This window comes from Nocardia sp. NPDC003979 (assembly GCF_053605015.1).
Genome location: NZ_JBSGIJ010000005.1, coordinates 533,536 through 557,522, shown reverse-complemented (window position 1 = coordinate 557,522; position 23,987 = coordinate 533,536). Strand labels below are relative to the sequence as shown.

Annotated in this window: 28 protein-coding genes and 1 pseudogene; 8 read left to right on the top strand and 21 right to left on the bottom strand. The window is 68.5% G+C overall.

The genetic code is table 11. The features are described from left to right. From ACWEVR_RS14860 to ACWEVR_RS14850, 3 genes and pseudogenes are all read left to right on the top strand, one after another. Positions 1 to 381, top strand: a pseudogene (locus tag ACWEVR_RS14860) (glutamate-binding protein); the annotation flags it as partial. A gap of 85 nt (positions 382 to 466) precedes the next feature. Then, positions 467 to 1,138, top strand: coding sequence for an amino acid ABC transporter permease (locus ACWEVR_RS14855; protein WP_181696950.1), 672 nt, complete (start codon positions 467 to 469; stop codon positions 1,136 to 1,138). Continuing rightward, positions 1,135 to 2,031 (top strand): amino acid ABC transporter permease, encoded by an 897-nt coding sequence (locus ACWEVR_RS14850; RefSeq protein ID WP_452467372.1) that lies wholly within the window; start codon positions 1,135 to 1,137, stop codon positions 2,029 to 2,031. The genes ACWEVR_RS14855 and ACWEVR_RS14850 overlap by 4 nt, the downstream gene beginning before the upstream one ends. A gap of 50 nt (positions 2,032 to 2,081) precedes the next feature. Here ACWEVR_RS14850 and ACWEVR_RS14845 read toward each other — a convergent pair whose 3' ends face one another. From ACWEVR_RS14845 to ACWEVR_RS14800, 10 genes are all read right to left on the bottom strand, one after another. Then, positions 2,082 to 2,942, bottom strand: a complete 861-nt coding sequence (locus tag ACWEVR_RS14845) for a 3-hydroxyacyl-CoA dehydrogenase (RefSeq protein ID WP_452467371.1) — start codon at positions 2,940 to 2,942, stop codon at positions 2,082 to 2,084. A 95-nt stretch (positions 2,943 to 3,037) separates the two neighbouring features. Continuing rightward, on the bottom strand, positions 3,038 to 4,015 hold the full coding sequence (locus tag ACWEVR_RS14840; protein WP_452467370.1) for a glycine betaine ABC transporter substrate-binding protein: 978 nt from the start codon (positions 4,013 to 4,015) through the stop codon (positions 3,038 to 3,040). Then, complete coding sequence (locus tag ACWEVR_RS14835) at positions 4,012 to 4,815, bottom strand: ABC transporter permease (RefSeq protein WP_452467369.1); 804 nt, start codon at positions 4,813 to 4,815, stop codon at positions 4,012 to 4,014. Before ACWEVR_RS14835 ends, ACWEVR_RS14840 begins: the two co-directional genes overlap by 4 nt. 31 nt (positions 4,816 to 4,846) lie before the next feature. Then, entirely contained in the window at positions 4,847 to 6,016 is a 1,170-nt protein-coding gene (locus tag ACWEVR_RS14830; RefSeq protein ID WP_452467368.1) for an ABC transporter ATP-binding protein, read from the bottom strand. Beyond that, positions 6,009 to 6,659: an ABC transporter permease gene (locus ACWEVR_RS14825; RefSeq protein WP_067636695.1), complete on the bottom strand. Its 651-nt coding sequence runs from the start codon at positions 6,657 to 6,659 to the stop codon at positions 6,009 to 6,011. The genes ACWEVR_RS14830 and ACWEVR_RS14825 overlap by 8 nt, the downstream gene beginning before the upstream one ends. Positions 6,660 to 6,875: 216 nt before the next feature. Next, the gene (locus ACWEVR_RS14820; protein ID WP_452467367.1) at positions 6,876 to 8,171 is read right to left on the bottom strand and encodes a regulatory protein RecX; all 1,296 of its coding nucleotides are present in this window, start codon (positions 8,169 to 8,171) and stop codon (positions 6,876 to 6,878) included. A gap of 4 nt (positions 8,172 to 8,175) precedes the next feature. Beyond that, a complete protein-coding gene (gene recA / locus ACWEVR_RS14815) occupies positions 8,176 to 9,213 on the bottom strand; it encodes a recombinase RecA (RefSeq protein ID WP_452467366.1) in 1,038 nt (345 codons plus the stop codon). Between the two features lie 140 nt (positions 9,214 to 9,353). Then, entirely contained in the window at positions 9,354 to 9,803 is a 450-nt protein-coding gene (locus tag ACWEVR_RS14810; RefSeq protein WP_452467365.1) for a nuclear transport factor 2 family protein, read from the bottom strand. 11 nt (positions 9,804 to 9,814) lie between these two features. Next, the gene (locus ACWEVR_RS14805; protein ID WP_452467364.1) at positions 9,815 to 10,693 is read right to left on the bottom strand and encodes a pyridoxamine 5'-phosphate oxidase family protein; all 879 of its coding nucleotides are present in this window, start codon (positions 10,691 to 10,693) and stop codon (positions 9,815 to 9,817) included. A 9-nt stretch (positions 10,694 to 10,702) separates the two neighbouring features. Further along, positions 10,703 to 11,164 carry a VOC family protein gene (locus ACWEVR_RS14800; RefSeq protein ID WP_452467363.1) on the bottom strand — a complete coding sequence of 154 codons (462 nt, stop codon included), beginning with the start codon at positions 11,162 to 11,164 and terminating at the stop codon, positions 10,703 to 10,705. Positions 11,165 to 11,290: 126 nt separating this feature from the next. Here ACWEVR_RS14800 and ACWEVR_RS14795 point away from each other — a divergent pair, with 126 nt between their 5' ends. Then, complete coding sequence (locus ACWEVR_RS14795) at positions 11,291 to 11,806, top strand: CGNR zinc finger domain-containing protein (RefSeq protein ID WP_067492733.1); 516 nt, start codon at positions 11,291 to 11,293, stop codon at positions 11,804 to 11,806. A 4-nt stretch (positions 11,807 to 11,810) separates the two neighbouring features. Here ACWEVR_RS14795 and ACWEVR_RS14790 read toward each other — a convergent pair whose 3' ends face one another. The 5 genes from ACWEVR_RS14790 to ACWEVR_RS14770 form a co-directional block, all read right to left on the bottom strand. Continuing rightward, positions 11,811 to 13,037 carry a tetratricopeptide repeat protein gene (locus ACWEVR_RS14790; RefSeq protein WP_452467362.1) on the bottom strand — a complete coding sequence of 409 codons (1,227 nt, stop codon included), beginning with the start codon at positions 13,035 to 13,037 and terminating at the stop codon, positions 11,811 to 11,813. Positions 13,038 to 13,044: 7 nt separating this feature from the next. Beyond that, positions 13,045 to 13,236, bottom strand: coding sequence for a DUF3046 domain-containing protein (locus ACWEVR_RS14785; RefSeq protein WP_067492988.1), 192 nt, complete (start codon positions 13,234 to 13,236; stop codon positions 13,045 to 13,047). A gap of 108 nt (positions 13,237 to 13,344) precedes the next feature. After that, entirely contained in the window at positions 13,345 to 14,499 is a 1,155-nt protein-coding gene (locus tag ACWEVR_RS14780; protein ID WP_452467361.1) for a glycosyltransferase, read from the bottom strand. A 131-nt stretch (positions 14,500 to 14,630) separates the two neighbouring features. Then, entirely contained in the window at positions 14,631 to 15,341 is a 711-nt protein-coding gene (locus ACWEVR_RS14775; RefSeq protein WP_452467360.1) for a PIG-L deacetylase family protein, read from the bottom strand. 16 nt (positions 15,342 to 15,357) lie between these two features. Next, the gene (locus ACWEVR_RS14770) at positions 15,358 to 15,534 is read right to left on the bottom strand and encodes a hypothetical protein (protein ID WP_166655713.1); all 177 of its coding nucleotides are present in this window, start codon (positions 15,532 to 15,534) and stop codon (positions 15,358 to 15,360) included. A gap of 154 nt (positions 15,535 to 15,688) precedes the next feature. On the opposite strand from ACWEVR_RS14770, the gene ACWEVR_RS14765 reads away from it, so the two are divergent. Both ACWEVR_RS14765 and ACWEVR_RS14760 read left to right on the top strand, forming a co-directional pair. After that, a complete protein-coding gene (locus ACWEVR_RS14765; RefSeq protein WP_452467359.1) occupies positions 15,689 to 16,384 on the top strand; it encodes a maleylpyruvate isomerase family mycothiol-dependent enzyme in 696 nt (231 codons plus the stop codon). A gap of 56 nt (positions 16,385 to 16,440) precedes the next feature. Beyond that, positions 16,441 to 17,931 (top strand): carboxylesterase/lipase family protein, encoded by a 1,491-nt coding sequence (locus ACWEVR_RS14760; protein ID WP_452467358.1) that lies wholly within the window; start codon positions 16,441 to 16,443, stop codon positions 17,929 to 17,931. Positions 17,932 to 18,018: 87 nt separating this feature from the next. Here the strand turns inward: ACWEVR_RS14760 and pspM are convergent, their stop codons facing one another. From pspM to pgsA, 5 genes are all read right to left on the bottom strand, one after another. Continuing rightward, positions 18,019 to 18,885, bottom strand: a complete 867-nt coding sequence (pspM, locus tag ACWEVR_RS14755; RefSeq protein ID WP_452467357.1) for a phage shock envelope stress response protein PspM — start codon at positions 18,883 to 18,885, stop codon at positions 18,019 to 18,021. 142 nt (positions 18,886 to 19,027) lie between these two features. Then, positions 19,028 to 19,849: a PspA/IM30 family protein gene (locus ACWEVR_RS14750; protein ID WP_067980773.1), complete on the bottom strand. Its 822-nt coding sequence runs from the start codon at positions 19,847 to 19,849 to the stop codon at positions 19,028 to 19,030. 183 nt (positions 19,850 to 20,032) lie between these two features. After that, a complete protein-coding gene (locus tag ACWEVR_RS14745) occupies positions 20,033 to 20,458 on the bottom strand; it encodes a helix-turn-helix domain-containing protein (RefSeq protein WP_067492978.1) in 426 nt (141 codons plus the stop codon). Between the two features lie 92 nt (positions 20,459 to 20,550). Beyond that, positions 20,551 to 21,060 carry a CinA family protein gene (locus ACWEVR_RS14740; protein ID WP_452467356.1) on the bottom strand — a complete coding sequence of 170 codons (510 nt, stop codon included), beginning with the start codon at positions 21,058 to 21,060 and terminating at the stop codon, positions 20,551 to 20,553. Continuing rightward, positions 21,057 to 21,695 carry a CDP-diacylglycerol--glycerol-3-phosphate 3-phosphatidyltransferase gene (pgsA, locus tag ACWEVR_RS14735; RefSeq protein WP_452467355.1) on the bottom strand — a complete coding sequence of 213 codons (639 nt, stop codon included), beginning with the start codon at positions 21,693 to 21,695 and terminating at the stop codon, positions 21,057 to 21,059. The genes ACWEVR_RS14740 and pgsA overlap by 4 nt, the downstream gene beginning before the upstream one ends. Before the next feature lie 257 nt (positions 21,696 to 21,952). Between pgsA and ACWEVR_RS14730 the strand changes: the two genes are divergently transcribed. Both ACWEVR_RS14730 and ACWEVR_RS14725 read left to right on the top strand, forming a co-directional pair. Continuing rightward, entirely contained in the window at positions 21,953 to 22,519 is a 567-nt protein-coding gene (locus ACWEVR_RS14730; RefSeq protein WP_084456481.1) for an amino-acid N-acetyltransferase, read from the top strand. A gap of 27 nt (positions 22,520 to 22,546) precedes the next feature. Further along, positions 22,547 to 22,831, top strand: coding sequence for a YciI family protein (locus ACWEVR_RS14725; protein ID WP_452467354.1), 285 nt, complete (start codon positions 22,547 to 22,549; stop codon positions 22,829 to 22,831). Positions 22,832 to 22,885: 54 nt separating this feature from the next. Here ACWEVR_RS14725 and ACWEVR_RS14720 read toward each other — a convergent pair whose 3' ends face one another. Next, positions 22,886 to 23,863 (bottom strand): TerC family protein, encoded by a 978-nt coding sequence (locus tag ACWEVR_RS14720; RefSeq protein WP_452467353.1) that lies wholly within the window; start codon positions 23,861 to 23,863, stop codon positions 22,886 to 22,888. Positions 23,864 to 23,987 lie beyond the last annotated feature (124 nt).

The following is a 23,987-nucleotide window of genomic DNA, read 5'->3' as shown; positions in this document are numbered from 1 at the left end:
AAGGTCTGCTCGGTGAAGGGCTCCACCCCGGCCCAGAACATCGAGAAGAACTACCCGCAGGCCCAGCTGCAGACCTACGACACGTACTCGCTGTGCCTCGAGGGCCTGCGTGGCGGTGCCATCGACGCGATGACCACCGACGACGTGATCCTGGCCGGTTACGCCGCGCAGGCACCCGGCACCTACAAGCTGGTCGGCAAGACCTTCACCACCGAGAACTACGGCATCGGCCTGAAGAAGGACGACACCGAAGCCCGCACCAAGATCAACGACGCGATCGAGGCGATGATCGCCGACGGTTCGTGGAAGGCCGCGCTGGAGAAGTCCTTCCCCGGCACCGGCTTCAAGGTCCCGGAGCCGCCGAAGGTCGACCGCTACTGATCCCGAACACCGTCGCGGTGGCCCTGCGCCACCGCGACGGTCTTTGTCCTGCTGGCCTTTCTCATCGATCGGAGGACGCGCGTCCGTGTTCGACCTGATCTCGGAGTATGACTCCCGAATCCTCGCTGCCTTCTGGGTGACCATCAAGCTGACGTTCTTCTCGGCGATCGGCGCCCTGATTCTCGGCACCATCGTCGCCGGAATGCGTGTGTCTCCCATCCCCGTCGCGCGCTGGGTCGGCACCGCCTACGTGTCGATCTTCCGCAACACCCCCCTGACGCTGATCATCGTGTTCTGCTCGCTCGGCCTTTACACCACGCTGCAGTGGGAGCTGGCCGGTGATTCGATCAAGGACAACAACTACTGGTGGGCGATCATCGGATTGAGCGTCTACACCGCGGCTTTCGTGTGTGAATCGCTGCGGTCGGGCATCAACACCGTCCACATCGGGCAGTCCGAGGCGGGCCGCTCGCTGGGCTTCGGGTTCGCCCAGAATCTGCGCCTGATCGTGCTGCCACAGGCTTTCCGGGCCGTCATCGCCCCGCTGGGCAGCGTGCTGATCGCGCTGACCAAGAACTCGACGATCGCCTCGGTGATCGGCGTCGGTGAGGCCGCGTTCCTGATGAGCGAGATGAACGAGAACGAGGCCGCGGTGCTCGCCATCGGTGCGATCTTCGCGCTCGGCTTCGTCGTGCTCACCCTGCCGACCGGCTTGTTCTTCGGCTGGCTGGCCAAGCGATTCGAGGTTGTCCGGTGAGTTCAGGCGCTTCGGTTCTGTTCGACGCTCCCGGCCCCAAGGCCCGGGTGCGGCACTGGATCTACTCGGTCCTGGTAGCGGCGGTGCTCGTCGCGATCGCGGTGTGGATGTTCCTGGCCTTCCAGCGCGAAGGCCAGTTCACCGCCGAGAAGTGGAAGCCGTTCCTCGAGGCCGAGGTCTGGGAGACCTACCTGCTGCCCGGTCTCGAGGGCACGCTCACGGCCGCGGTGCTCTCGATCATCGGTGCGCTGATCTTCGGCATGATCTTCGGCATCCTGCGCCTCTCGGATCACACCTGGGTGCGCTGGGTGGCGGGCGCGATCGTCGAGCTGGCCCGGGCCATCCCGGTGCTGATCCTGATGATCTTCCTGTTCGCCGTGTTCGGCGACTACAAGGTGTTCCCCACCGATCAGCTGGCGCTGGCCGCGGTGGTCATCGCCCTCACTGTCTACAACGCGGCGGTCATCGCCGAGATCGTGCGGGCCGGTATCCGATCGCTGCCCAAGGGCCAGAGCGAGGCCGCCGTCGCGCTCGGTATGCGCAAGACCCAGCTGATGCGCCTGGTGCTGTTGCCGCAGGCGATCACCGCGATGCTGCCCGCGCTGGTCTCGCAGATGGTGGTCGTGCTCAAGGACACCGCGCTGGGCTACCAGATCACCTATGTGGAACTGGTGCGCTCGGGTCAGCAGGTAGGTGCGGCGGAGCAGAACACGATCCCCGCCCTGATGGTGATCGCGGTCATCATGATCTCGCTCAATATCGCGCTGTCGTTCCTGGCGACCCGCTTGGAGAAGCGGCTGCGGTCGCGGCGCAAGAAGGGTGGCGGTGCGGTGCTGGCCGCCGACTCGATCGTCACCGATGCCGCACCCGGCGTGGACATCACCAAGAAGTAGGTTCCGACCGTCGGGGCCCGGTCCGTACGTCGGACCGGGCCCCGTTCGTGTCAGTTGTCGTAGCGGTAGAAGCCCTCACCGGTCGACAGGCCGAGCTTGCCCTTGTCGATGTAGTTCTGCTTCAGCCAGTCGGCGAGCTTCTGCTCCTCCGGGCCACCGTTGGCCAGGATGTTGTAGGGCGTGGTGAGCCCGACGATGTCGAGGATCTGCATCGGTCCCATCGGTGCGCCGGTACCGATGCGCCACGTCTCGTCGACGGCCTTCGGTTCGGCGTAGCCGCCCGCTACCAGCCCCATGCCGGCGTTCAGGAACGGGACGAGCAGCGAGTTGAGCACGTAACCCGCCTTCTCCTTGTGCAATTCGATGGGCACCATGCCGATGTCGGAGGCGAACTTCACGACCGAGGCGAATACCTCCGGGTCGGTCTCCGGTGTGCCCATCACCTCGGCGGTGTTGAACTTCCACACGTGGTTGGCGAAATGCAGGGCGAGGAAGCGGTCGGCGCGCCCGGTGAAACCGGCCATGTCGCTGGGCAACAGCGTCGAGGAGTTCGTCGCGAAGACCGTGCGTTCCGGCGCGAGGGTGCCCAGCTTCGTGTACAGGTCGCGTTTGATGGACAGCACCTCCGGCACCGCCTCGACGACGAGGTCGGCGTCGGCGACCGCGGCGGCCAGATCGGTGGTCAGCGTGATGCCCGCGGCCGTCGCCTCGGTCTTGGCGGTGTCGGCTCCGTCCACCTCGGCCTGGTAGGTCTTCGCCAGTTCGTCGAACCGGGTGCGGGCGGCGGCGATCGCCTTGTCGTCGATGTCGTAGGACGTCACGTCGAAGCCGTGGAAAGCGGTCTGGAACGCGATCTGGGAACCGAGGACGCCGGTCCCGAGAACTGTCACCTTGCGGAATGCGATGGTCATGCGTGTTCCTCCCAGCGATGTCGGTGTGCCGGTGTGTAGCCACCGTCCATCATGGCCCGGCCGGTCGACATCGTGGGGAGGTGGTCCGGGGCGGGTCAGCCGGCTGTGACGAGGCCTTCGGCGATCATCCAGTCTCGGGCGACGTCGGCGGGTTCGCGGCCGTCGATGTCGACCTGGCGGTTGAGTTCGGTGATGACCTCGTTGGTGAGCCGGGCCGAGATCGGCGCCATGATGTCGACCACGCGGGGATTGGCGTCGGCGAACGGGCCGTACATCACCAGGGCCGCGTTGTACTTGGGGAAGAATCCCTTGTCGTCTTCGAGCAGCACCAGGTCCAGGGCGGGGATGCGACCGTCGGTGGCGGCGACGGAGCCGAAGCGGCACTGTTTCGCGTCGGCGGTGGCCTGGTAGACCAGGGCGTCCTGCACGATCTGTTTCTGCGCTCTGCCCGCGTCGATGCCGTATTTCTGGGCCAGGCCCGGGTAGCCGTCGGGGCGGACGTTGAACTCGGTGCCCACGCAGGTGGCGGCCGCGGCCGGGTTGGCGGCGAGCAGTTTCGCGTAGTCCGACAGGGTGCGCACCCCGGTCTCCTCGGCGGTGCGCCTGCTGGTGACCAGGGCGTAGGTGTTGTTCATCGGTGCCATGGCCGCCCACACCATGTCGTGCTGTGCGCGGTCGGCGTTGCGGACGAGGTCGAACTGTTTGCGTTCGTCGGGTTCGGGGGTCTGGTTGCCGAGGTAGTTGATCCAGCCGGTGCCGGTGTAGTCGTAGGCGATATCGATCTGGCCGTTGAGTTGCGCGTCGCGCAGGCTGTTGGAGCCCTGGATATTGGTCAGGTCACGCACGTTCGCGCCTGCGGCGGTGAGGGCGAATTCGATGAGGTAGCCGAGGATATTGGCCTCGGTGAAGTCCTTGGACCCCACCGTCACCGCGACACCGTCGAGTTCCGGAACCGGGGTGATACTGCCCGGCCCCACCGGCAGCGGCACCGAGCCGCCCGATTGCAGACCGCAGCCGGCGAGCACCACCGCGAGGACCGGGATCAGCCCACGCAACCATCTGCTCTTTCTCACCGCAGCCCCCTCGGCCCGAGAAACTGTTCGGCCAGCGCGCCGAGCCAGTCGACGAACAGGGCAAGTGCCACCGCGAGCACCGCGCCGACCGTCAGGGTGACGGTGTCGCGCAGTTTGTAGCCGGTGTCGATGAGGATGCCGAGACCGCCCGCGCTCACCATGAACGACAGCGTCGCGGTGCCGACGGCGAGTACCAGCGACGTGCGCAATCCGGCGAGGATGTAGGGAATGGCGAGCGGGAACTCGATGCGCCGCAACACCTGCACGGCCGACATCCCCTGGCCGCGACCGGCATCGATGACAGCCGGGTCCACCTGCTGATAGCCGAGGATCGTGTTGCGCAACACCGGCAGCAACGAGCAGAACGCGATCGGCGCGACACCCACCCAGAACCCGGTGGTCCGGGTGAGCAGGTAGCACAGCACGATCAAACCGATCGCGGGCGCCGCCGCCCCGATATTGGCGATCCCAACGAAAAACGGTGCGAGACTGCGGAATCGGCGACGGGTGAGCAGCGTGCCCAGCGGCACCGCGATCACGACGACGATCGCGACCACGGCCGCCGTGATGAGCACGTGCTGCCAGGTGACCTGGGCGATATTGCCCGCACTGATACTGGCCTGCTGAATGGTGGTGAGCTCACGCCGGAACGCCCACACCAGCACACCGACGGTGAGGATCAGCACGATCACCGGTTGGGCGAGCAGCCGCAGGAGTTCGGCGCGCCGCTGGGTCGCGGGCGCGGACGCGGCGGCGGGGAGGTCGACGACCGGACGCGTGGAGGAAGTAGCGGTCACCATGAGCGCACCCGTTCCGCGACGAGAGCCCGCATCATGACGGCGCCTTTTCCGAGGTGGCCAGGTGGTCGATGAGGGTGTCGACGGTGACGACCCCGGCATATCCGCCGCTCGCGTCGAGGACGATCGCCGAGGCGGTGCGTTCGGTGAGCAGGGCGGCGAGGGCGTCTTGGAGGCTGGCGTCGGCGGGGAGGATCGCACCGACAGGAGTTCCTGCGGTGGTCAGCGAGTCCGCTTGTGCCAGTTCGTCTCTGGAGACCCGGCGAAGCGGTCGCCGTTGGGAGTCGAGGACGACTCCCCAGTGGCGGTCCGCCTCGCGCAGTGCGGTGGTCAGTACTGAGGGGTCGGTGTCCTCGGTGACGGCGACGCCCTGGTCGAGATCGAGGTCGGCGAGGACCGCGAGACCGAGGCGGTCGATGGTCGCGGTGGCGCCGACGAAGCCGGCGACCGTGTCGTCGGCGGGGGCGGCCAGGATCGCGGCGGGGGTGTCGTACTGCAGGATGCGGGAGCGGTCGCCGAGCACCGCGATGCGGTCACCCAGTTTCACCGCCTCACCGAAATCGTGGGTGACGAACACGATGGTCTTGCCGAGTTCGCCCTGCAGGCGCAGCAATTCGTCCTGCAGCAGGGCGCGGGTGATGGGGTCGACGGCGCCGAACGGTTCGTCCATCAGCAGTACCGGTGGGTCGGCCGCCAGTGCTCGGGCGACTCCGACGCGCTGCTGCTGGCCGCCGGAGAGTTGGCGCGGGTAGCGGTCGCGATAGGTGTCGGGATCGAGGCCCACGAGCTCGAGCATTTCGTCGGTGCGGGCGGCGACGCGGCGCCGATCCCAGCCGAGCAGGCCCGGCACCGTTGCGATGTTCTTGGCGACCGTCATGTGCGGGAACAGCCCGGCCTGCTGGATGGAATAGCCTATGCCACGGCGCAATTCGTCGGCATCGATGGCGAGCGCGTCGCGGCCACCGATGGTGATGGTGCCCGAGGTCGGTTCGATGAGGCGGTTGATCATCCGCATGGTTGTGGTCTTGCCACAGCCGGACGGGCCGACCAGCACGACGATCTCCCCGGCGGGGATCGTCATGCTCACCTCTTCGACCGCGGGGTCCGGCTGCTCCGGATACCGTTTTGTCACCCGGTCCAGGACGATCTCCACCCCGGAAACGGCGGCGCCGGCGGCGGTTTCGGCGGTGCTGGTGTCAGTCACGAATACCCCTCGAGATGGTGAACCGTCCGAGCAGAACCAGGACGCCGTCGAGCGCGAGCGCGAGCACGACGATGAGGATGGTGCCGGTGAGCGCCTGCGGCACCGCATTGGGACTGCCGAGGCGCGCGAGCCCGGAGAAGATCAGGTTGCCGAGCCCCGGGCCTTTCGCGTAGGCCGCGAGCGCGAGGATGCCCATGATCATCTGGGCGCTCACCCGCATCCCGGTGAGGATCGACGGCCACGCCAGCGGCAGTTCGATCCTTGTGAGCAACTGCCACCGGCCCATCCCGACGCCGCGTGCGGCATCGACGGCGGCCGGGTCGACGGTGGACAACCCGAGCACGGTGTTGCGCAGAATCGGCAGCAGCGCGTAGAGGACCAGCGCGACGATGGTCGGTGCCACGCCGAGCCCGAGGAACGGGATCAGCAGTCCCAGCAGCGCGAACGACGGCACGGTGAGAATCGCGCCCGCCGTCGCGGTCGCCGCCGCCGATCCGAGCGGACTCCGGTAGACCAGGATGCCCACGAGCACAGCGATCACCGTCGCCAGCAGCAGGGACTGCACCACCGCCGACACATGCAGATACGAATCGACCAGCAACTGCTCACGCCGGTTCACCACGAACGACCACAGTGCGTCCAGGATCCCCACCTCCCCATCGTCCGGCGGCCCAACGGGCCCTGCCCCAAGATGCCCACCCACAACCCGGGCGAAACAACCCGTCCCACACCCTCGGCCCACCGAGCACCCGAATCCACCTGCGCGGACCCGCGTTTCACTTCCGCCTCATGCTAACGCCCCACCCCGACCCCCGTGGCCGTTCCGGTTCCCCGACCCCGGATCACGAGGACGACCGAATCATCGACCCGCTTCGGCCAGTTCCGCTTTCACCACGGCGTAGGCGGTGGAGGGGTGGTAGCCGCGGCGGGCGAGCATGTCGACGAGGCGGCGGGTGAGTTTGGTTCGGTCGAGGTCGGGGGGTGTGGTGCGGAGTTTGCGGCGGACCAGGTCGGCGGCTGCCTCGTCGTCGCCGGGCTCCGGACGGGTGCGGTGTGCGGGGGCGGCGGTGTCACGGGAGGGTTCTCGGGCAGTGCCTGCCCGGGCCTGCCGGGCGCGGCCGTCGTCGGTGTCTGGTTGCTCGGCGCTGTCGTGGTTCGCGCTGTGATCGGCGCCGGTGGCCGAGGTTCGGGCGAAACCTGCGGCATCGAGTTCCGTGGTGACGACAGCGAAGGCGGTGGACTGGTCGTAGCCCCGACGGGCCAGCATGCCGACCAGGCGGCGAACCGCCTTGTCCCGGTCGAGTTCTCGGGGCAGGGTGCGCAGCTTGCGGCGAACCAGGTCGGTGGCGCGGTCGCGTTCGGCGTCGTCGGAGACCATCGACAAAGCCTGTTCGGCGTCGGTGGGGGCTACTCCCTTGTCGCGCAGTTCGCGCTGGAGGGCTTTCTTTCCTTTGCCGGAGTAGGTGTGGCGGGCGTGGACCCACTGTTCGGCGAAGGAGCTGTCGTCGATGAGACCCACCTCTGTGAGCCGCTCGAGTGCCGCTGCGGTGACTTCGAGCCGGAAACCCTTCTCGCCGAGCCGTTTCTCCAGTTCGGCGCGGCTGCGGGCCCGCACGGCCAGCAACCGCAGGCAGGCGTCCTTGGCTTGTTCGACGGTGGCGTCGGGCCGGTCACCCGGGGCGAGCCGGCGTGTGCCGGCCCGCCTCTCGGGCTCTCCCGGTGGGGATCCGGCCGCCACCGGATCCACCTGTCGCCCGTCGTCACCACCGACGACGGGCGACAGGGAGTCTGTGTCGCGCCGCGTGGATCGGCGAGAACGCCGGGCGCGGCGGGGCGTCGCCGCCCCGCTCCCCCACTCTTCATGATCAACACCGGTTCGCGGGGCGGAATCGGTCCAATTGTGTTCTTCGGTGAATCCGGTCGGGTGCGCGCGCTGCGGATCGCCCGCACCCGACCGAATTCCCTTCGCGCCCGAGGCGGCTCGTTTGGCACGAGCCGCCGGGGCGAGTTCGGTGGCCGACCCCGGTTCGCGCGTCGCCTCGGACGTCAGCGACTGTGGTTGCACCTCGATCCCGAGGCGAGCCAGCTGACGTCGCATGTCCTCGACCGGATCGGCCGAGTCGCGGCGCGCGCGGCCGGGGTTCGGCGTGCGCATCGGCTCAGAAGTCGGCGGGCGCGTCGGCCTCGGCGGTCAGATCCGCGCCGATGCCGAGCTTTTCCTTGATCTTCTTCTCGATCTCGTCGCGCACATCGGTGTTCTCCAGCAGGAACTTGCGGGCGTTCTCCTTGCCCTGGCCCAGCTGGTCGCCCTCGTAGGTGTACCAGGAGCCGGACTTGCGGATGAAGCCGTGCTCGACACCCATGTCGATGAGCGAGCCCTCCTTGGAGATGCCCTGCCCGTAGAGGATGTCGAACTCGGCCTGCTTGAACGGCGGGCTCACCTTGTTCTTGACGACCTTCACGCGGGTGCGGTTACCGACCGCGTCGCTGCCGTCCTTGAGGGTTTCGATGCGGCGCACGTCCAGGCGCACCGAGGCGTAGAACTTGAGCGCCTTACCACCGGTGGTGGTCTCGGGCGAACCGAACATCACGCCGATCTTCTCGCGCAGCTGGTTGATGAAGATGGCGGTGGTACCCGAGGTGCTCAGCGCGCCGGTCATCTTGCGCAGCGCCTGGCTCATCAGGCGGGCCTGCAGGCCGACGTGGCTGTCGCCCATCTCGCCCTCGATCTCGGCACGCGGCACCAGGGCCGCGACCGAGTCGATGACGATGATGTCGATGGCACCCGAGCGCACGAGCATGTCGGCGATCTCGAGGGCCTGCTCACCGGTGTCGGGCTGGGAGACGAGCAGTGCGTCGGTATCGACGCCGAGCTTGCGGGCGTATTCGGGATCGAGCGCGTGCTCGGCGTCGATGAAGGCGGCGACACCGCCCGCGGCCTGGGCATTGGCCACCGCGTGCAGCGCGACGGTGGTCTTACCCGAGGATTCCGGGCCGTAGATCTCGACGACGCGACCGCGCGGCAACCCGCCGATCCCGAGCGCGACGTCGAGGGCGATGGAGCCGGTCGGGATGACGGAGATGGGCTGGCGGGCCTCTTCGCCCAGGCGCATGACCGCGCCCTTGCCGAAGCTCTTCTCCACCTGAGCCAGCGCCAGTTCCAGCGCTTTGTCGCGATCGTAGGCCTGCGGTGCCATGATGTGGTCCCCTTCTCGAGGTGAGTGTCTCTCTGGTTGGCGCCCACAGTAGAGGGCGGCACCGACAAGTTCTGTCGCCAAGATTAGTCGAACACTCTTTCGAGTCAAGCGACGCGCCCGCAAACACGCCACGACCGTCGTCAGTGCTGCGGCAGCACCGATTCGTCGCCCTCGGCACGCGGCCCGAGGATCCGTCGTTGCGACTGTTCGATGCGCACATCGTTGATGCTCGCCTCACGCCGGGCCATCCGCCCGTCGGGCGCGAACTCCCACTGTTCGTTGCCGTAGCTGCGCCACCACTGCCCGGTCTCGTCGTGCCATTCGTACTGGAAGCGCACGGCGATGCGGTTGTCGTGGAAGGCCCACAGATCCTTGCGCAGTGCGTAGCCGTTCTCGGTGGCCCATTTGCGGGTGAGGAACTCGACGATCGCGGCGTGGCCGGTGAAGAACTCGTCGCGGTTGCGCCACACCGAATCCTCGGTGTAGGCGGCGGCGACCCGCTCGGGATCACGGGTGTTCCAGGCGTTTTCGGCGGCCCGCACCTTGGCGCGGGCGGAGTCGAGGTCGAAGGGAGGCAGCGGTGGTCGCACGGTGTCGCCTTTCAAGGGTTGTGCGGTGACAGTTCGGGTGCGCCGAAGCGCAGCGGTAGCGCGCCGGGACGTTCGATCACCCGCTCGACGGTGTACTCGACGGCGCATTGCGCACCGGTGGTGAGATCGGCGGTGTCCCAGATGATTTCGGCCCGACCGGTGAGCTGCAACAGCGTACCGGTCGACCAGTCGGCGATCAGCAATCCGCACCGCGGGTGCGCGGCGAGGTTGCCCAGGGTCATGAACATCGAGTTGCCGCGATAGTCCGGCCAGCGCAGCCGGGTCGGCGACAGCAGCTCGAGGAAGCCGGGGTTGCCGCCGCGATGGGAGGCATCGGCGTGCCCGTCGGCGTCGGCGGTGGCGACGAAGAAGGTGTCGGCGGCGGTGATCATCGTCCCCTGCCCGGCGGTGAGTTCCGTGCCGTGCCGCGCCGGACCGGCCTGCCCGGCCGACACAGCGCGGATCTCTCGGCGTGAGATGTATTTCGGGCAGTTCGCGTACACCTGTTCGGTGCTGATCCGCACTCCACCGGGCCGCGGCCGCGCGGTCCCGTTGACGCGCATCCGGCGCCGCCGCTGCGCCTGCACGGCGATCATCCCGACCGCGATATCGCCGGTCAACGCGTCGGACAGGGGGTCGTCGTCACCGGGTAGCGCGGCGATGTCGATGGTGGTGTCGTCGATCGCGTGGACGAATCCGGCGGGTCCGGTGAGCGGGCTCGCCCACAGCCGCCCCGCCGCGTCGGCCGCCGCGAGGACGACCATCGGCTGCTCGGCGAGGAAGTCCGCGGCGACGGCCGGGATCCCGGTGCGGATCGAACGCCCGACGCGATCGGCGATCGCGGCCTGGCCGAGGCGTTGCTGCACGGCCAGCTCACCCGGATGGAACATGACGACTCCTCAGAAGAATCCACAGGTCGGTGCGCTACCCGCGGGAGCGGGGGCGGATTCGGCGCCGGCCGGGGCGTACACCTCGAGCCGGATGCCGTCGGGGTCGGCGAAGAAGATCCCGCCCGAGGACGCGCCCTCACCGTGGGCGACCACTCCTTCGTGGAAGAACTCGGTGGCCAGTTCCCGCAGCGCCGACTCGACGGCGCGCACCGAGTCGAGGTCGGCGACCTGGAAGGCGAGATGATGCAGTCCCGGTGCGCCGGTGTCGAATTCGCCGGTGCTCTGCTGCCACAGCGTGAGCATCAGCACGCCGTCGATACCGAGGAAGGCCCAGCGGCGCGCACCGTCGGCGCCGCTGCCGAGTTCCTCGAAGCCGAGACCACGGCGATAGAACTCCGCAGAGCGGTCCAGGTCGGTGACATTGAGCCCGATGTGGCCGGTGGTGAGCACGGGAGCGGTGACGGCGGTCATGAGTCCTCCAGGAATGGGAAACTATCTATGAACGTTTTGATGGTTAGAACATAAGACGACAAACCACTGCCGTCAACCCTTGAAATACTTTTTGATGGTTAGGAGCGCGAGTTGATAGCCTCAGACATGCGCGATCCCCGTCCGCACACCGGCGAACCACCTGCTCTCGACCTGCTCAACACCCGATGGGCAGGCGCCGAACCCGGCGATCTGCTGGCCGATCTCGACGGGTTGCGCACCTGGCTGGCGCTGCTCGACCTGACCGACCGGGTGCCCGCCGACGAGCACACCCTCACCGCGCTGCACACCGCACGTGACGCCGTCTACGACACGGTCACCCGCGCCGACCACACCGCACTCAACCGGGTGCTCGACCAGGGACGCATCCGCCGCGAACTCACCGACGACGGCCCACGCGACATCCCGGAGGTGGCCGACCCCGCCTGGCTACCCGGTTGGCTGGCCGCCGACAACCTGCTGCGGCTGATCGCCGAAGCGCCGCACCGGATCCGCCAGTGCGCCCACCCCGACTGCGTGCTCTTCTTCTACGACACGTCCAAGAACGGCACCCGCCGCTGGCATTCCATGGCGACCTGCGGCAACCGCGCCAAGGCCGCCCGCCATTACGCCAAGAGCGGGTGAGCGTTCAGAACAATTCGTCGAGCAGGCGGTAGTAGTCGAGTTTGTCCGCATCGGGTTCGGTCAGGCCGTAGGCCGCACGGAACGCCGTCACCGCTTCGGCGCCGAAATCCTCCCCGAGGTCGCGTTCGGCCAGAGCGAGGTCGCGGTAGCGGTCGGCGCGGCCGAGCTCGGCGACGTCGATCAGCACGCCACCGGCCAGCACATTGCCCGGGGTGAAATCGCCGTGCGCGACGACGAGGTCCTCGCTCGCGGGACGACGGCGCACCAGTTCCGCGAGCAGCTCGGCCGGTGTCCGATCGCGGTGATCGGGGTCGAAATCGTCGGCGTCGACGAACCCCTCGACGACATTGCGGTGCGCCCGTGCGAGGGTGACGTCGAGTCCGGCGTCGAACGGGCAGTCCGCTACCGGTAGGTCGTGCAGGGCCCGCAGCCGCGAACCGAGCAGCGTGCCGGCGGCGGCCGGGTCGGGTGCCTGCGACGACACCGAACCACCGCCCACGTCCGCGAGAACCAGTACATCCTCGGCGAACGCCACCACTTCGGGAACGGCGATGCCCTTGTCGCGCAACCAGATCAGGCGCTCGTGTTCGGCGACGGCGCGCGGGCCGCGTTTGATCCAGTACTCCCCTGCCCGCAGCACATTGCCGCCGCGGCCCTCGTGCTCATCGGACCAGTCGGCCAGCGGTCCGACCAAGGCGATCACCTCGGGCGGCAAGGGCAGAGCCAGCTCGTCGAGGTGGTCGAGCGCCGCCCTGGTCGACTCGATCAGCTCGGAGTCGCCGTCGGCCACCCGCAACCGCATCGCCTCGTTGAGCAGCTCGCGCGCCTCGGCGGGCCGATGCTGTTCGGCCAGCGATTTGCCCAGGTGATGGGCGGCGAAGGAGACGAGTTCGGGGTCGAGGGCGCGGCTGGCGTCCAGCGCGCGGCGGTACAGGATCTCGGCGCGGCCGGGTTCACCCTGATAGCGGTACACATCGGCCAGATTGATCCACACGGTGATGCGGCGGCGCTCGGTATCTGCCAGTTCGAGGGCCTGATCCAGGCGGTCGAGCGCCTCGTCATGGCGCCCGAGCAGCATCAGCGCGATGCCGAGCCTGCGCAGACCACCGAAGTCGTGCGGATCGGCGGCGGCGACACGGGCGGCGAGGGATTCGGCGTCGACCGGGATCATCCGCAATCGTTCGTCGAACCGGTAGGGACGTGCCGACGAGTTCTGCGCTGTCACGGACATGGTCTGGTCACCACCGGTTTCTGGGGACGTCGAAGTCGGCACACAGCGCCCGCCATACCTCGCGCGGGTCGATTCCCGCCTCGATCGCGGCCGCACCGGTCATCCCGAAGGCCGGAATGACGTGATCGGCCAGCATGGCGTCGGCGCGCGCAACGCCGAACTCGGTGTGCATCAGCTCCTGGAATTCGGTCAACCGCACCTTGCCCAAGATACTCGCGCTGTCGCGCACCCGTCAGGACGCCGGTCCAGTGCCGCCTGCGTTCGACGGGTCACCAAGGGTTCGGTCGTTGCGAGCCCGGCCGGTTCCTCAGACCGTGGCCCCGACGCGATGACAGATCTCGACCGGGTCGGCGACCTCGTCGAGGCCGTCCGCGGCCCGGCGCGCGGCGGCGGCGAACGCCTTGTCGTCGAGGACCTGCCGCACGGCCGCGGCGACAGCGTCCGGGGTGAGCGGCCGGATCAGCAGCGAACTGCCCTGGCGCACCGCACGATTGGCCAATTCCCACTGGTCGCCGCCGCCGGGCACGGTCACCACCGGCACCCCGGCGGAGAGGGACTTCGCGAGCAACCCGTGCCCGCCCCCACCGACGACCACCGCGGCGTGGGTGAGCAGTTCGTCCTGGCGGCCCAGACCTGCCGTCGCCCAGGCGGGCAGGTGCGCCGGTGGGGTGTCGAGCATCGAAACCGCCGCGCGCACACCGAGTCCGGACAGGCCGTCGAGCACGGTCTCGGCCATGCCGGCCACCCCGGTGTGGGCGGTGGACGGGGCAACCATCACCACTGGTTCGTCGCCGGGTGGCAGTTCGAGCACGGCATCGGTGGGTTCCCAGAGCAGCGGGCCGACCACATAGGTGTCGGCGGGCCAATCGGGTCGCGGGAGCTCGAGCGCGGGCAGGGTGGCGATGAGGCGGGCGGCGGGGCCAGGGTCCTCGGCGGGCAGCCCGATGCTCACCCGTGCCGCCGAACGCTGCCGCTCACCGGCCCGCACCGCGCGGTCGGTCATGGTGCGCAGCACGGTGTCGCGCAACCGGCCACGCACTCCCTCGCCTGGTGCCAGCCCACTGCCGATCGGCGGCAGACCTCTCGACGGCAGGTACAGCGGGTGCGGTGAGAGCTCCACCCATGGCACGCCGAGGCGTTCGGCAGCGAGACCGCCCCCGGCGGTGAGCACATCGGAGACGACCAGGTCGGGCAGCATGGCACCGAGTTCGGGCAGGTTCTCCGTGGCGATGTAGGCGGCGCGTTCGTGGATCCGGGCGCCCGCGTCGGTGTCGTCGTCAACCGAGCGCGGCGCGAGCCCTTTGAGTTTGCGCACACCGATGCCCGCGGCCCGTGCCGCGTCGAGCCACCGGGGACCGGTGAACAACACCGGCTCGTCTCCGGCGTCCAGCAACCGCAGACACAACGCGATCGCGGGAAACGCATGCCCTGGGTCGGGCCCGGCTACCACAGCTACTCGCATGCGCCTCACCATGCCATATCCGCAGGACGCACGGTCGCGACCCCGTCGACACGGCTCAGATCGGACGATGCCTGGCCGACCCGCCCACGCGCCCAAGACAATCGGGCCGCGTCACCGATTCCGGCGCGCGCTCAGCCCGCGAAGGTGAACAACTCGAAACCGACCGCGTGCGCGGCGGGGAATCCGTCCTTGGGGCCCGTTGCCATCGCCACGATCTCGTCCACCTGTTCTTCCACCGGGACCGTGCTCAGCGCCTGCAGATAGCGCCGATGCGCGGCCAGGCTGGCCCGTGCCCTGTCCAGCTGATCACTCACGTCCACCGCGTGGGTGGCGACCGGGCCGACGACAGCGGCCCAGCGCGCGGACCACGGTGCCAGATCGGCGATCTCGGGGAAGATCCATTCGTTGCCCGCGTCGGAGACCGCGTCCATCGCCGAGCGGCCGACGGCCCGGTGATCGGCGCTGTTCACGAAGCCGGGCGCCCAGGTGTCGCCGAAATTGAACAGCACGACCATCTCGGGGCGGTGCCTGCGGATCGCGGCGGCCAGATCCCGCCGCAGCGGCAGGCCCTCCTCGATGCGCCCGTCGGGGTAGTCGAGGAATTCGACGGTGTGCACGCCCACTTCGCGCGCGCCCGCGATCTCCTCGGCCTCCCGCAACGGCGCGGCCTGCGCGGGGGGAACGCCCGCGATCCCGGCTTCCCCTCGGGTGACGAGCAGATAGCGAATGTCCTTGCCCTGCTTCGTCCATCGCGCGACGGCCGCCGCCGCACCGTATTCGATGTCGTCCGGATGCGCGACGATCACGAGTCCGCGCTGCCAACCCTCGGGTAGCTGTTCCACCCCGCCCATGCTAGGGCTAGATCTTGCTGACCGGCGTCTTGTCGCCCGACCCCGTCACCGCCTTGTACAGCAGGTACAGCCCGGTGCCGATCGCGGCGAGTACCAGAATCGGCAGCACCGCCTCGAGGATCGCCCCGATGATCCAGAACGCGATAACCGCTACGACGACGATGCCGATGACCTTGAAAACCATGATGTGACTCCTCGGTGTCCGTGACCGCGCAGCCGCGATCGACACCTTCGATGCTGCCACCGCAACCGTGGTAAATCACCAGGTCAGCACGGATATCCGGGTAGAGATCAGGGTTCACCCCGAGACTGGCTCCGTCGACATCTACCGTGAATCCATGAACTACCTGGCTCTGCTGCGTACCGAACTCACCACGTTCGGCGAGCTGATCACCGACGACGTCGATCTCGCCGCACCCGTCACCACCTGCGGCGACTGGACCTTCTACGATCTGGTCGATCACCTGGGCCGGGGTAATCAGTGGGTGGTCACCGCCGTCACCGAGCTCCGTGGCGACGACGACGGTCGGCCCGCGCCGAAAGATCCCGCGGCCCTGCGCAAGTGGTACGACGAGTCCGCCGACGCCCTCGCCGCGACTTTGTCGGCCGATCCCGAACAGGAAGCGTGGACCTTCACCCGTGCCATGCCGCGCACGGTCGGCTTCTGGCGCCGTCGCCGCGCCCACGAGACGCTGATGCACCGGTGGGACGGTCAGCATGCGCTAGGGAAGGCCGAGCCGTTCGACCGCGCGATCGCCGAGGACGGCATCGATGAGGTCTTCGAGCTGTTCGCGCCCCGGATGATCCACCGCGGCCTGGCGACCGAACCGGAGGTGGCGCTGCGCGTCCGCACCACCGACACCGATCGCCGCTGGACCTACGGTCCCGGCGAACCGGTGGCCGAGCTGGCGGGTACGGCATCGGATCTGCTGCTCGCGTTGTGGGCCCGCATCCCGCCCGAAAACCAGGGTCTGCGCTGGGACGGCGACCGCGCCGCCGGGCTGCGCGTCCTCGCCGGACCCTTGGTTCCATAAGCACCCCACCGAACCGGACAAGCGTCCATAATCGGGTTCGACTGCGAGGAGGACCGATGGAACCGATCGTCACGATCACCGGCGGCGCGATTCGGGGCACGACCGAAGGCGGCGTCACCCGGTTCCTCGGGGTGCCATACGCGGCGGCGCCGGTGGGGGCGCGACGGTTCCGGTTGCCCGAACCGGTGCAGCGCTGGGAGGGGGTGCGCGAGGCGACGAGGATGGGCCCGACGTGCGCGCAGTCGCCGTATCCCGCGCCGATCCACGCCCTGATCGGCAGCGACGGCATCCCCGGCGACGACTACCTCAATGTGAACGTCTGGACACCCGAGGTGGGTGGTGCGGGCCTGCCGGTGCTGGTGTGGATTCATGGCGGCGCGTTCGTGCGCGGGTCCAACGCGCGCCGGATCTACGACGGCACCGCGTTCGCACGCGACGGTGTGGTCATGGTGTCGATCAACTACCGCCTGGGGATCTCCGGGTTCGCGGTGCTCGACGGCGCACCGTCGAATCGTGGTCTGCACGACCAGCTCTGCGCGCTGCGCTGGGTGCGGGACAACATCGCCGCGTTCGGTGGTGACCCGGACAATGTGACGATCTTCGGGGAGTCCGCAGGCGGTATGAGCGTGGCAGCGCTGATGGCGGCGCCGCAGTCGGCGGGGCTGTTCCGCCGGGCGATCGTGCAGAGCGGCAACGGCTCCGTCGCCGCCGAGGCCGACGACGCGCGCCTGGTTTCGGCCGCGCTGGCCGAACACCTCGGAATCACACCCACCGCGGCGGATTTCGGTGCACTCGGTCCGGCCGACTTGTGCTCGGCGCAGAACGCCGTCGCGCTGGCGCTGATGACCGACCCCGACCCCCAGCGGTGGGGCACCTCGGTGGTCGAGCGCGGCCTCGGCATCATGAGCCTGTTCCCGGTGGTCGACGGGGAGGTCGTCGAGGGCACCCCCACCGAGGTACTCGCGGCCAACCCGCAGCGCCGGGTTCCGCTCGTCGCGGGCACCACCGCCGACGAATTCCGCTTTTTCACGGTGCCCACCGGGATCACCGCGGGCGTCGATGCCGACAGCTTGCCGTTCGTGCTGGCCCGCTACGGCATCGATCCGTCGGTGGCACACACCTATTCGCGGCAACCCCCCGATGCCGCACCGGCCGAGATCTTCAACGCGATCCTCACCGACTGGTGTTTCCGCGCGGGCACCATGGACCTCGCCGAAACCAATGCCGCCACCGCGACGACCTACGTCTACGAATTCGCTTGGCCCACAGCACTGCCCGGCCTCGGCGCCTGCCATGTGCTGGAAGTCCCGTTCGTCTTCGACACCGTGGACGACGCCCACACCCTCACCGGGCCGACCCCGCCGCAGCCGCTGGCCGACGAAATCCACGCAGCCTGGGTCTCTTTCGCCACACATGGCAGCACGGGCTGGGCGGCGTTCACGCCGGCAGAGAAGAACGTCCGCATCTTCGACCACCCCGCGTCGTCCACGGTCGACAATCCGCGCGCCGAGGAGCTGGCCGCCCTCCGTCAGGCGATTCGCTTTTGAGAACCGGACTGCTCGGCAGGTCTGTCGAGTCGGCCGCCCGACCCGGGATACCCGCTGCGCGAGTACGGGATCCGTGCGGGCGAGATTTCAGCGGGGAAGATCGGGCGACGACAGGCCGGGTCCGTCGGCCATCTCGGTGAGGGCCTGGGCCCAGCCGTCGAGACGGTCGGCGGCTTCCCGCAGATCGGCCACGATGCCGTTGAACTGGTAGGCCACCACGGTGTCCTCCGGGACGGCCAGGATGCGAGCAGCCGCCGCGACGAGCTGTTCGTATTCGACGACACCGGTTTCCAGTCGCGCGAGCACGGCGGCGACCGTGGTCTTCAATGCCGACACCGTTTCCGGGTTCGCCCGGCCCACCGTGTCGACGGCCTGTTCCATGGCGACCACGTCGGCGGCCAGGGCGTGCAGTGCGGCCGCCCCGGAGCTCGCGGTGGCGAGCAGGTCGCGCAATTCGTCCTCGGGTAACCGCCGGGTGCGCGCGATCTGGGCGCCCAGCCCGTGCAACGCGCGTTCGGCCCGGATCAATCGCTGAATCGGCGCGCGGGCCGCCGAGCGCAGTCCCGGCGACTTGCGCGGCACGAACGTCGCCTGCGGCAACGGCTGATGGCGGGTCTGCAGATAGCGGCGCGCGTTCACCGCGGCGCCGGTCACGAAAGCCACTGCGCCGCCGCCGATGACGACCACCGCCCACGCCGGCGCCGACACCACGGCCAGGCCGACGGCCCCGACGGTGGTGATTCCCGACGCTGTGCCCAGCTGAAAGCTGCGTCTGCGCATGCGGCGCCGGCGCCGTAACTCACGCTCGCGCGGATCGGCCCAGCGGCGCACCGCGACCAGCGCCTGCTCCCCCACGCCGCGCAGAGTCGCGGGCATGCCACCGCTCATCGTCGACTGCACAACGGCCATCGGGTCGGCGACCTCGATTCGGTCGCGCCGCATTCTCCCGCTCATCGTGATCCTTCCACCTCCCCAGAGTGCCACGCCGGTCCGACAACCTCACCTGAGAACAGGGCAAGGGCCGCCGGTCGGCGTTCGAAACGCGCGCCGAGCGCGAGAATCGAACGTGGACCGGCGGCCCGTGGTGGCGTGGCTGTTACTGCTGAGCCGCCTGGCCACCCTTGTTGATCTGCGGCGCCGCGGGCTGCTGCTTGGCGGGATCGATGGCCGCGTTGTTGCCGGTGGGCAGGGCGTCGCCGCGCATGGAGGCACGGATCTGCTCGAGCTTGCTGTGCCCGGCCATCTGGATGCTGGCCTGCTGCACCTCCATCATCCGGCCCTGCACCGTGTTCTGCGCCAGCTCGGCGGCACCGAGCGCATTGGCGTAGCGGCGTTCGATCTTGTCGCGCACGGCGTCGAGGCTGGGGGTGGAACCGGGCGCGGACAGGGTGGAGTCCATCTGCTGCAGCGAGGCCGAGACCTGCTCCTGCATCTTGGCCTGCTCGAGCTGGCTGAGCAGCTTGGTGCGCTCGGCGACCTTCTGCTGCAGCATCATCGCGTTCTGCTCGACCGCCTTCTTGGCCTGTGCGGCGGCCTGCAGGGACTGGTCGTGCAGCACCTTGAGGTCTTCCACCGACTGCTCGGCGGTGACCAGCTGGGCGGCGAACGCCTCGGCGGCGTTGGTGTACTGGATCGCCTTCTCGGTGTCGCCCGCGGCCTGTGCCTGGTCGGCGAGGGTGACGGCCTGCCGGGCGTTGGCATTGAGCTTCTCGACCTCGTCGAGCTGGCGGTTCAGCTTCATCTCCAGCTGACGCTGGTTGCCGATCACCGACGCCGCCTGCTGCGACAGCGCCTGATGCTGACGCTGCGCCTCCTCGATCGCCTGCTGGATCTGGACCTTCGGATCCGCATGCTCTTCGATCTTGGAGTCGAAAAGGGCCATCATGTACTTCCAGGCCTTCACGAACGGATTAGCCATCGATTGATCCCGCCTCCATCTGTGCGTCGCTCGTGCGACTGGTGGTGCGCGACCGTCACGCACCAGATATGTGCTTATCCTTCACCATGCGGCACCCGGACCGATATGACCGGCCCACTCGACGCCTGATGAGAATCTATCCGCTCTCACCAGTAGTGCGCAGCGTCACGCGGGTTCGCCGCGTCACATCCCTTTCACCAATACCAGCATCTCGGCCCGCGGGGCCGGGATGACGATGCGGGTGTCCTCGGCGATCCCGATGCGCGCGTCCACGTCGGCCTGCGCGCTCGCGGTGGCCGACGGCTCGGCGGGCACCGGTTCGGCGACGGGTTCGGCCACGGGCTCGGTGAGCGCGGGTTCGCGGGGCGCGGAGCCGTCGGCTCCGGCCATGATGGTGCTCACGTCCCACAGCACCCGCGACAACGGCACGTCCAGTGCCTCGCAGATGGCGGCGAGCAGTTCACTGGAGGCTTCCTTGCGGCCGCGCTCCACTTCCGACAGATAGCCGAGGCTCACACGCGCCGAGGTCGACACCTCGCGCAGCGTCCGATGCTGGGCCAGACGCGCACGCCGCAGACTGTCCCCGATTGCCTCCCGCAGCAGCGTCATCTCGTTCTCCTCCACCTCGGGTCACCGCCTCGGGCGGTGCTCACCTCTTTCTGGCACAACGTCGAGCAGCGGCCGGGGGTTCCCGGACGCGGCTAGTCCGTCGTCACATCGCCGTACCCACCGACACAGCGCAGTAACTCCCCGATCGCGTCCTGCACCGCACCGATCCTGATGTTCCACCGGTCACCGTGCAGTTTCAACCGGCTCACCGCGCTGTGATCGGGTCCGGCCACTCCGAGGTATACCGTGCCGACCGGATGCCCGTCCTGGGAATCGGGTCCAGCGACCCCGGTGAGACCGATCCCCCAGTCCGCCGCGCAGCGTTCGCGCGCGCCGACGGCGAGTTGTTCGGCGGTGGACGCCGCGACCGCGCCCTCGACGCGCAGCACCTCCTCGTCCACTCCCGCGAGCCGGTGCTTGAGGTCGGTGGCGTAGACGACGAGCCCGCCGCGCAGCACCGCACTCGCGCCGGGCACCCCGGCGATCGTCGCGGCCAGCAGGCCCGCGGTGAGCGATTCGGCGGTGGCGACGGTCTGGCCCGCGGCCGTGAGTGCCGCGACCAGCTCGGCGGCCTGCGCACCGGCGACCAGGGGGTCGCTCACCCGCGCGACTCGTTGCGCGCGCGACCACCCGCCACCCACACCCGCGCGGCCTGGCCGACATAGTCGAGGCCGGTGATCACGGTGAGCGCCACGGCCAGGTACATCAGCACCATGCCCCCGGTGGCGAACGCACCGGACAGCGGCAGCACCAGCAGGGCGACGGCCACCGATTGCACGAGTGTCTTGAGCTTGCCGCCGCGCCCGGCCGGGATCACCCCGCGCCGCACCACGACCAGCCGCAGCAGGGTGATGCCGAGTTCGCGGCCGCAGATGACCAGGGTGATCCACCAGGGCAGATCGCCGAGGATCGAGAGCCCGATCAGGGCGGCGCCGATCAGGGCTTTGTCGGCGATGGGGTCGGCGAGCTTGCCGAAATCGGTGACAAGACCGTATTTGCGGGCGAGTTGCCCGTCGAATCGGTCGGTGATGGCGGCGAGGCCGAAGACGGCCGCCGCGATCACGCGCCAGCGGGTGTCGTGCCCGCCGTCGGCGAACAGCGCGAGCACGAACAGCGGCACCAGGACGATGCGCGCCACCGTCAGCACGTTCGCGATATTGACCACCGGGACCTGATGTTCGGACATCCCCGGCAGTCGAGCCGCCCCGCGTTCGATCTCCTCGGGTCGCACGCTCATGCTGCGTCTTCTCGGCATGAGCGGGCGCCCTCCGTGGTCACGCACGCTTCCGCCGCCAGGTGCTGACCTCTCATGCCCCCGCCCTCTCGGCACTCACCGGCACTGCGCCGAATATCGGGTGTGTCGCGCGATGTTTGCTCACGCGTGCAGTGCCGTATTCCCCGGTCGCCGGGCCCGGCGCGATGCGATGAGCGGAACGACAGGATGTGCGGCACATGTTCAGACTATCGGTAACAGGGCCGACTACTGTGCACCCCATGACTTCACGGGGACCAGCAGGTGGTCCGACCAGCGACGCGCACCCGTCCGCGCCTACCGTGGCGCCAGTTCGAGACGTCACCGTGCGACGAGCGCGAACCTCGGATGTCCCCGAGATCAAGCGTCTGGTCGACGAGTACGCCGGCCGGATCCTGCTGGAGAAGAACCTGGTCACCCTGTACGAGTCGGTGCAGGAGTTCTGGGTTGCCGAGGTCGAGGGCCGGGTCGTGGGGTGCGGCGCGCTGCACGTGCTGTGGGCCGATCTGGGCGAGGTGCGCACGGTCGCGGTCGATCCGGTTGTCAAGGGTCGCGGGGTGGGCGGCGCGGTGGTGCGTCAGCTGGTCGAGGTGGCACGGGAGCTGCAGTTGCAGCGGGTGTTCGTGCTCACCTTCGAGGTCGACTTCTTCGGCAGGCACGGTTTCGTCGAGATCGACGGCACGCCGGTGACGGCCGAGGTGTACGCGGAGATGTGCCGTTCCTACGACACCGGTGTGGCCGAGTTCCTCGACCTGAGTTTCGTGAAGCCGAACACCCTCGGCAACACCCGCATGCTGCTCACCCTGTAGATACCCACCGCGAGAAAGTTGATCGACGTGCCGATCTTCGCCGTCCACTACACCTACACCGAGGCCACCGCCGCCGCGCGGACCACCAATCGGCCCGAGCACCGAGGCTGGCTCAACGCCCTGGTCGACGCGGGCACCGTGCTCACCAGCGGCCCGTACGCGGACGGTTCGGGCGCCCTGCTGCTGTTCCGGGCCGAGGACAAGGCCTCGCTCGAGCAACTGCTCACCGAGGACCCGTTCGCGAAGCTCGGCCTGATCGAGGACGTGCGCGTGGTGGAGTGGCTGCCCGTGATGGGCGCCTTCTCCGAATAGCGCGCACACGCGAACAGCCCGGAACCCCACGGGTTCCGGGCTGTTCCTCGTCGATCAGACAGACGCGCGCCGGGTCTTCAGCAGGCTCGCCACCGTCGCGATCACGAGAATCCCGAGGATCACGCTCAGCGACACCGGCGTGGAGATCTCCGGCACGCTCACGTGCTCGCCGCCGTTGATGAAGCCGAGGGTGTTCTCGTGCAGCGCGTGCAGCACCAGCTTCACACCGATGAACGCCAGGATGGCGGCCAGACCGTAGGACAGGTACACCAGCCGGTCCAGCAGCCCACCGATGAGGAAGTACAGCTGTCGCAGACCCATCAGGGCGAAGGCGTTGGCGGTGAACACCAGGTACGGCTGCTCGGTGAGGCCGTAGATGGCCGGAATCGAGTCGAGCGCGAAGAGCAGGTCGGCGAAACCGATGGCGAGCAACGCCATCAGCAGCGGGGTGACCACTCGTTTGCCGTCGATCTTGGTGATCAGCTTGTCGCCGTCGTACTGGTCGGTGGTCGGCAGCACCCGCTTGGCCAGCGCGACGATGCGGCTGTCGCGCTGCTCCTCGTGTTCGGCCTCGTGCCCGCTCTCGCGCAGCAGCTTGATCGCGGTGTAGATCAGGAACGCGCCGAACAGGTAGAACACCCAGCTGAACGCGCTGATCGCGGCCGCACCGACCGCGATGAACACACCGCGCATCACCAGGGCGAGCACGATGCCGATGAGCAGCACCTTCTGCTGGTACATCCGCGGCACCGCGAAGGTGGTCATGATGATGAGGAAGATGAACAGGTTGTCCACCGAGAGCGCCTTCTCGGTGACGAAACCGGCGTAGTACTCGCCGGCGAAGGTGCCGCCCCATTTCCAGGCGACGTACCCGCCGAACAGCAGGGCGAGGCCGATGTAAACAGCCGACCAGATGCCCGATTCCTTGAAGGTCGGTTCGTGCGGCGTGCGCACGTGGGCGAAGAAGTCGAAGACGAACAGTCCGAGGATCACCAAGCCGGTGATCACCCATTCGAGCGTGGTCACATCCATGAAGTGGTCCGATCGATGAGGTTCATGCCGTCCATCATGTCCAATATGTCCGTTTCAGCCAACTTTGCGGAGCGATTGCCCGCCATGATTCCACACACAGCCGTGCGAACCCGTCCGCGCCGGT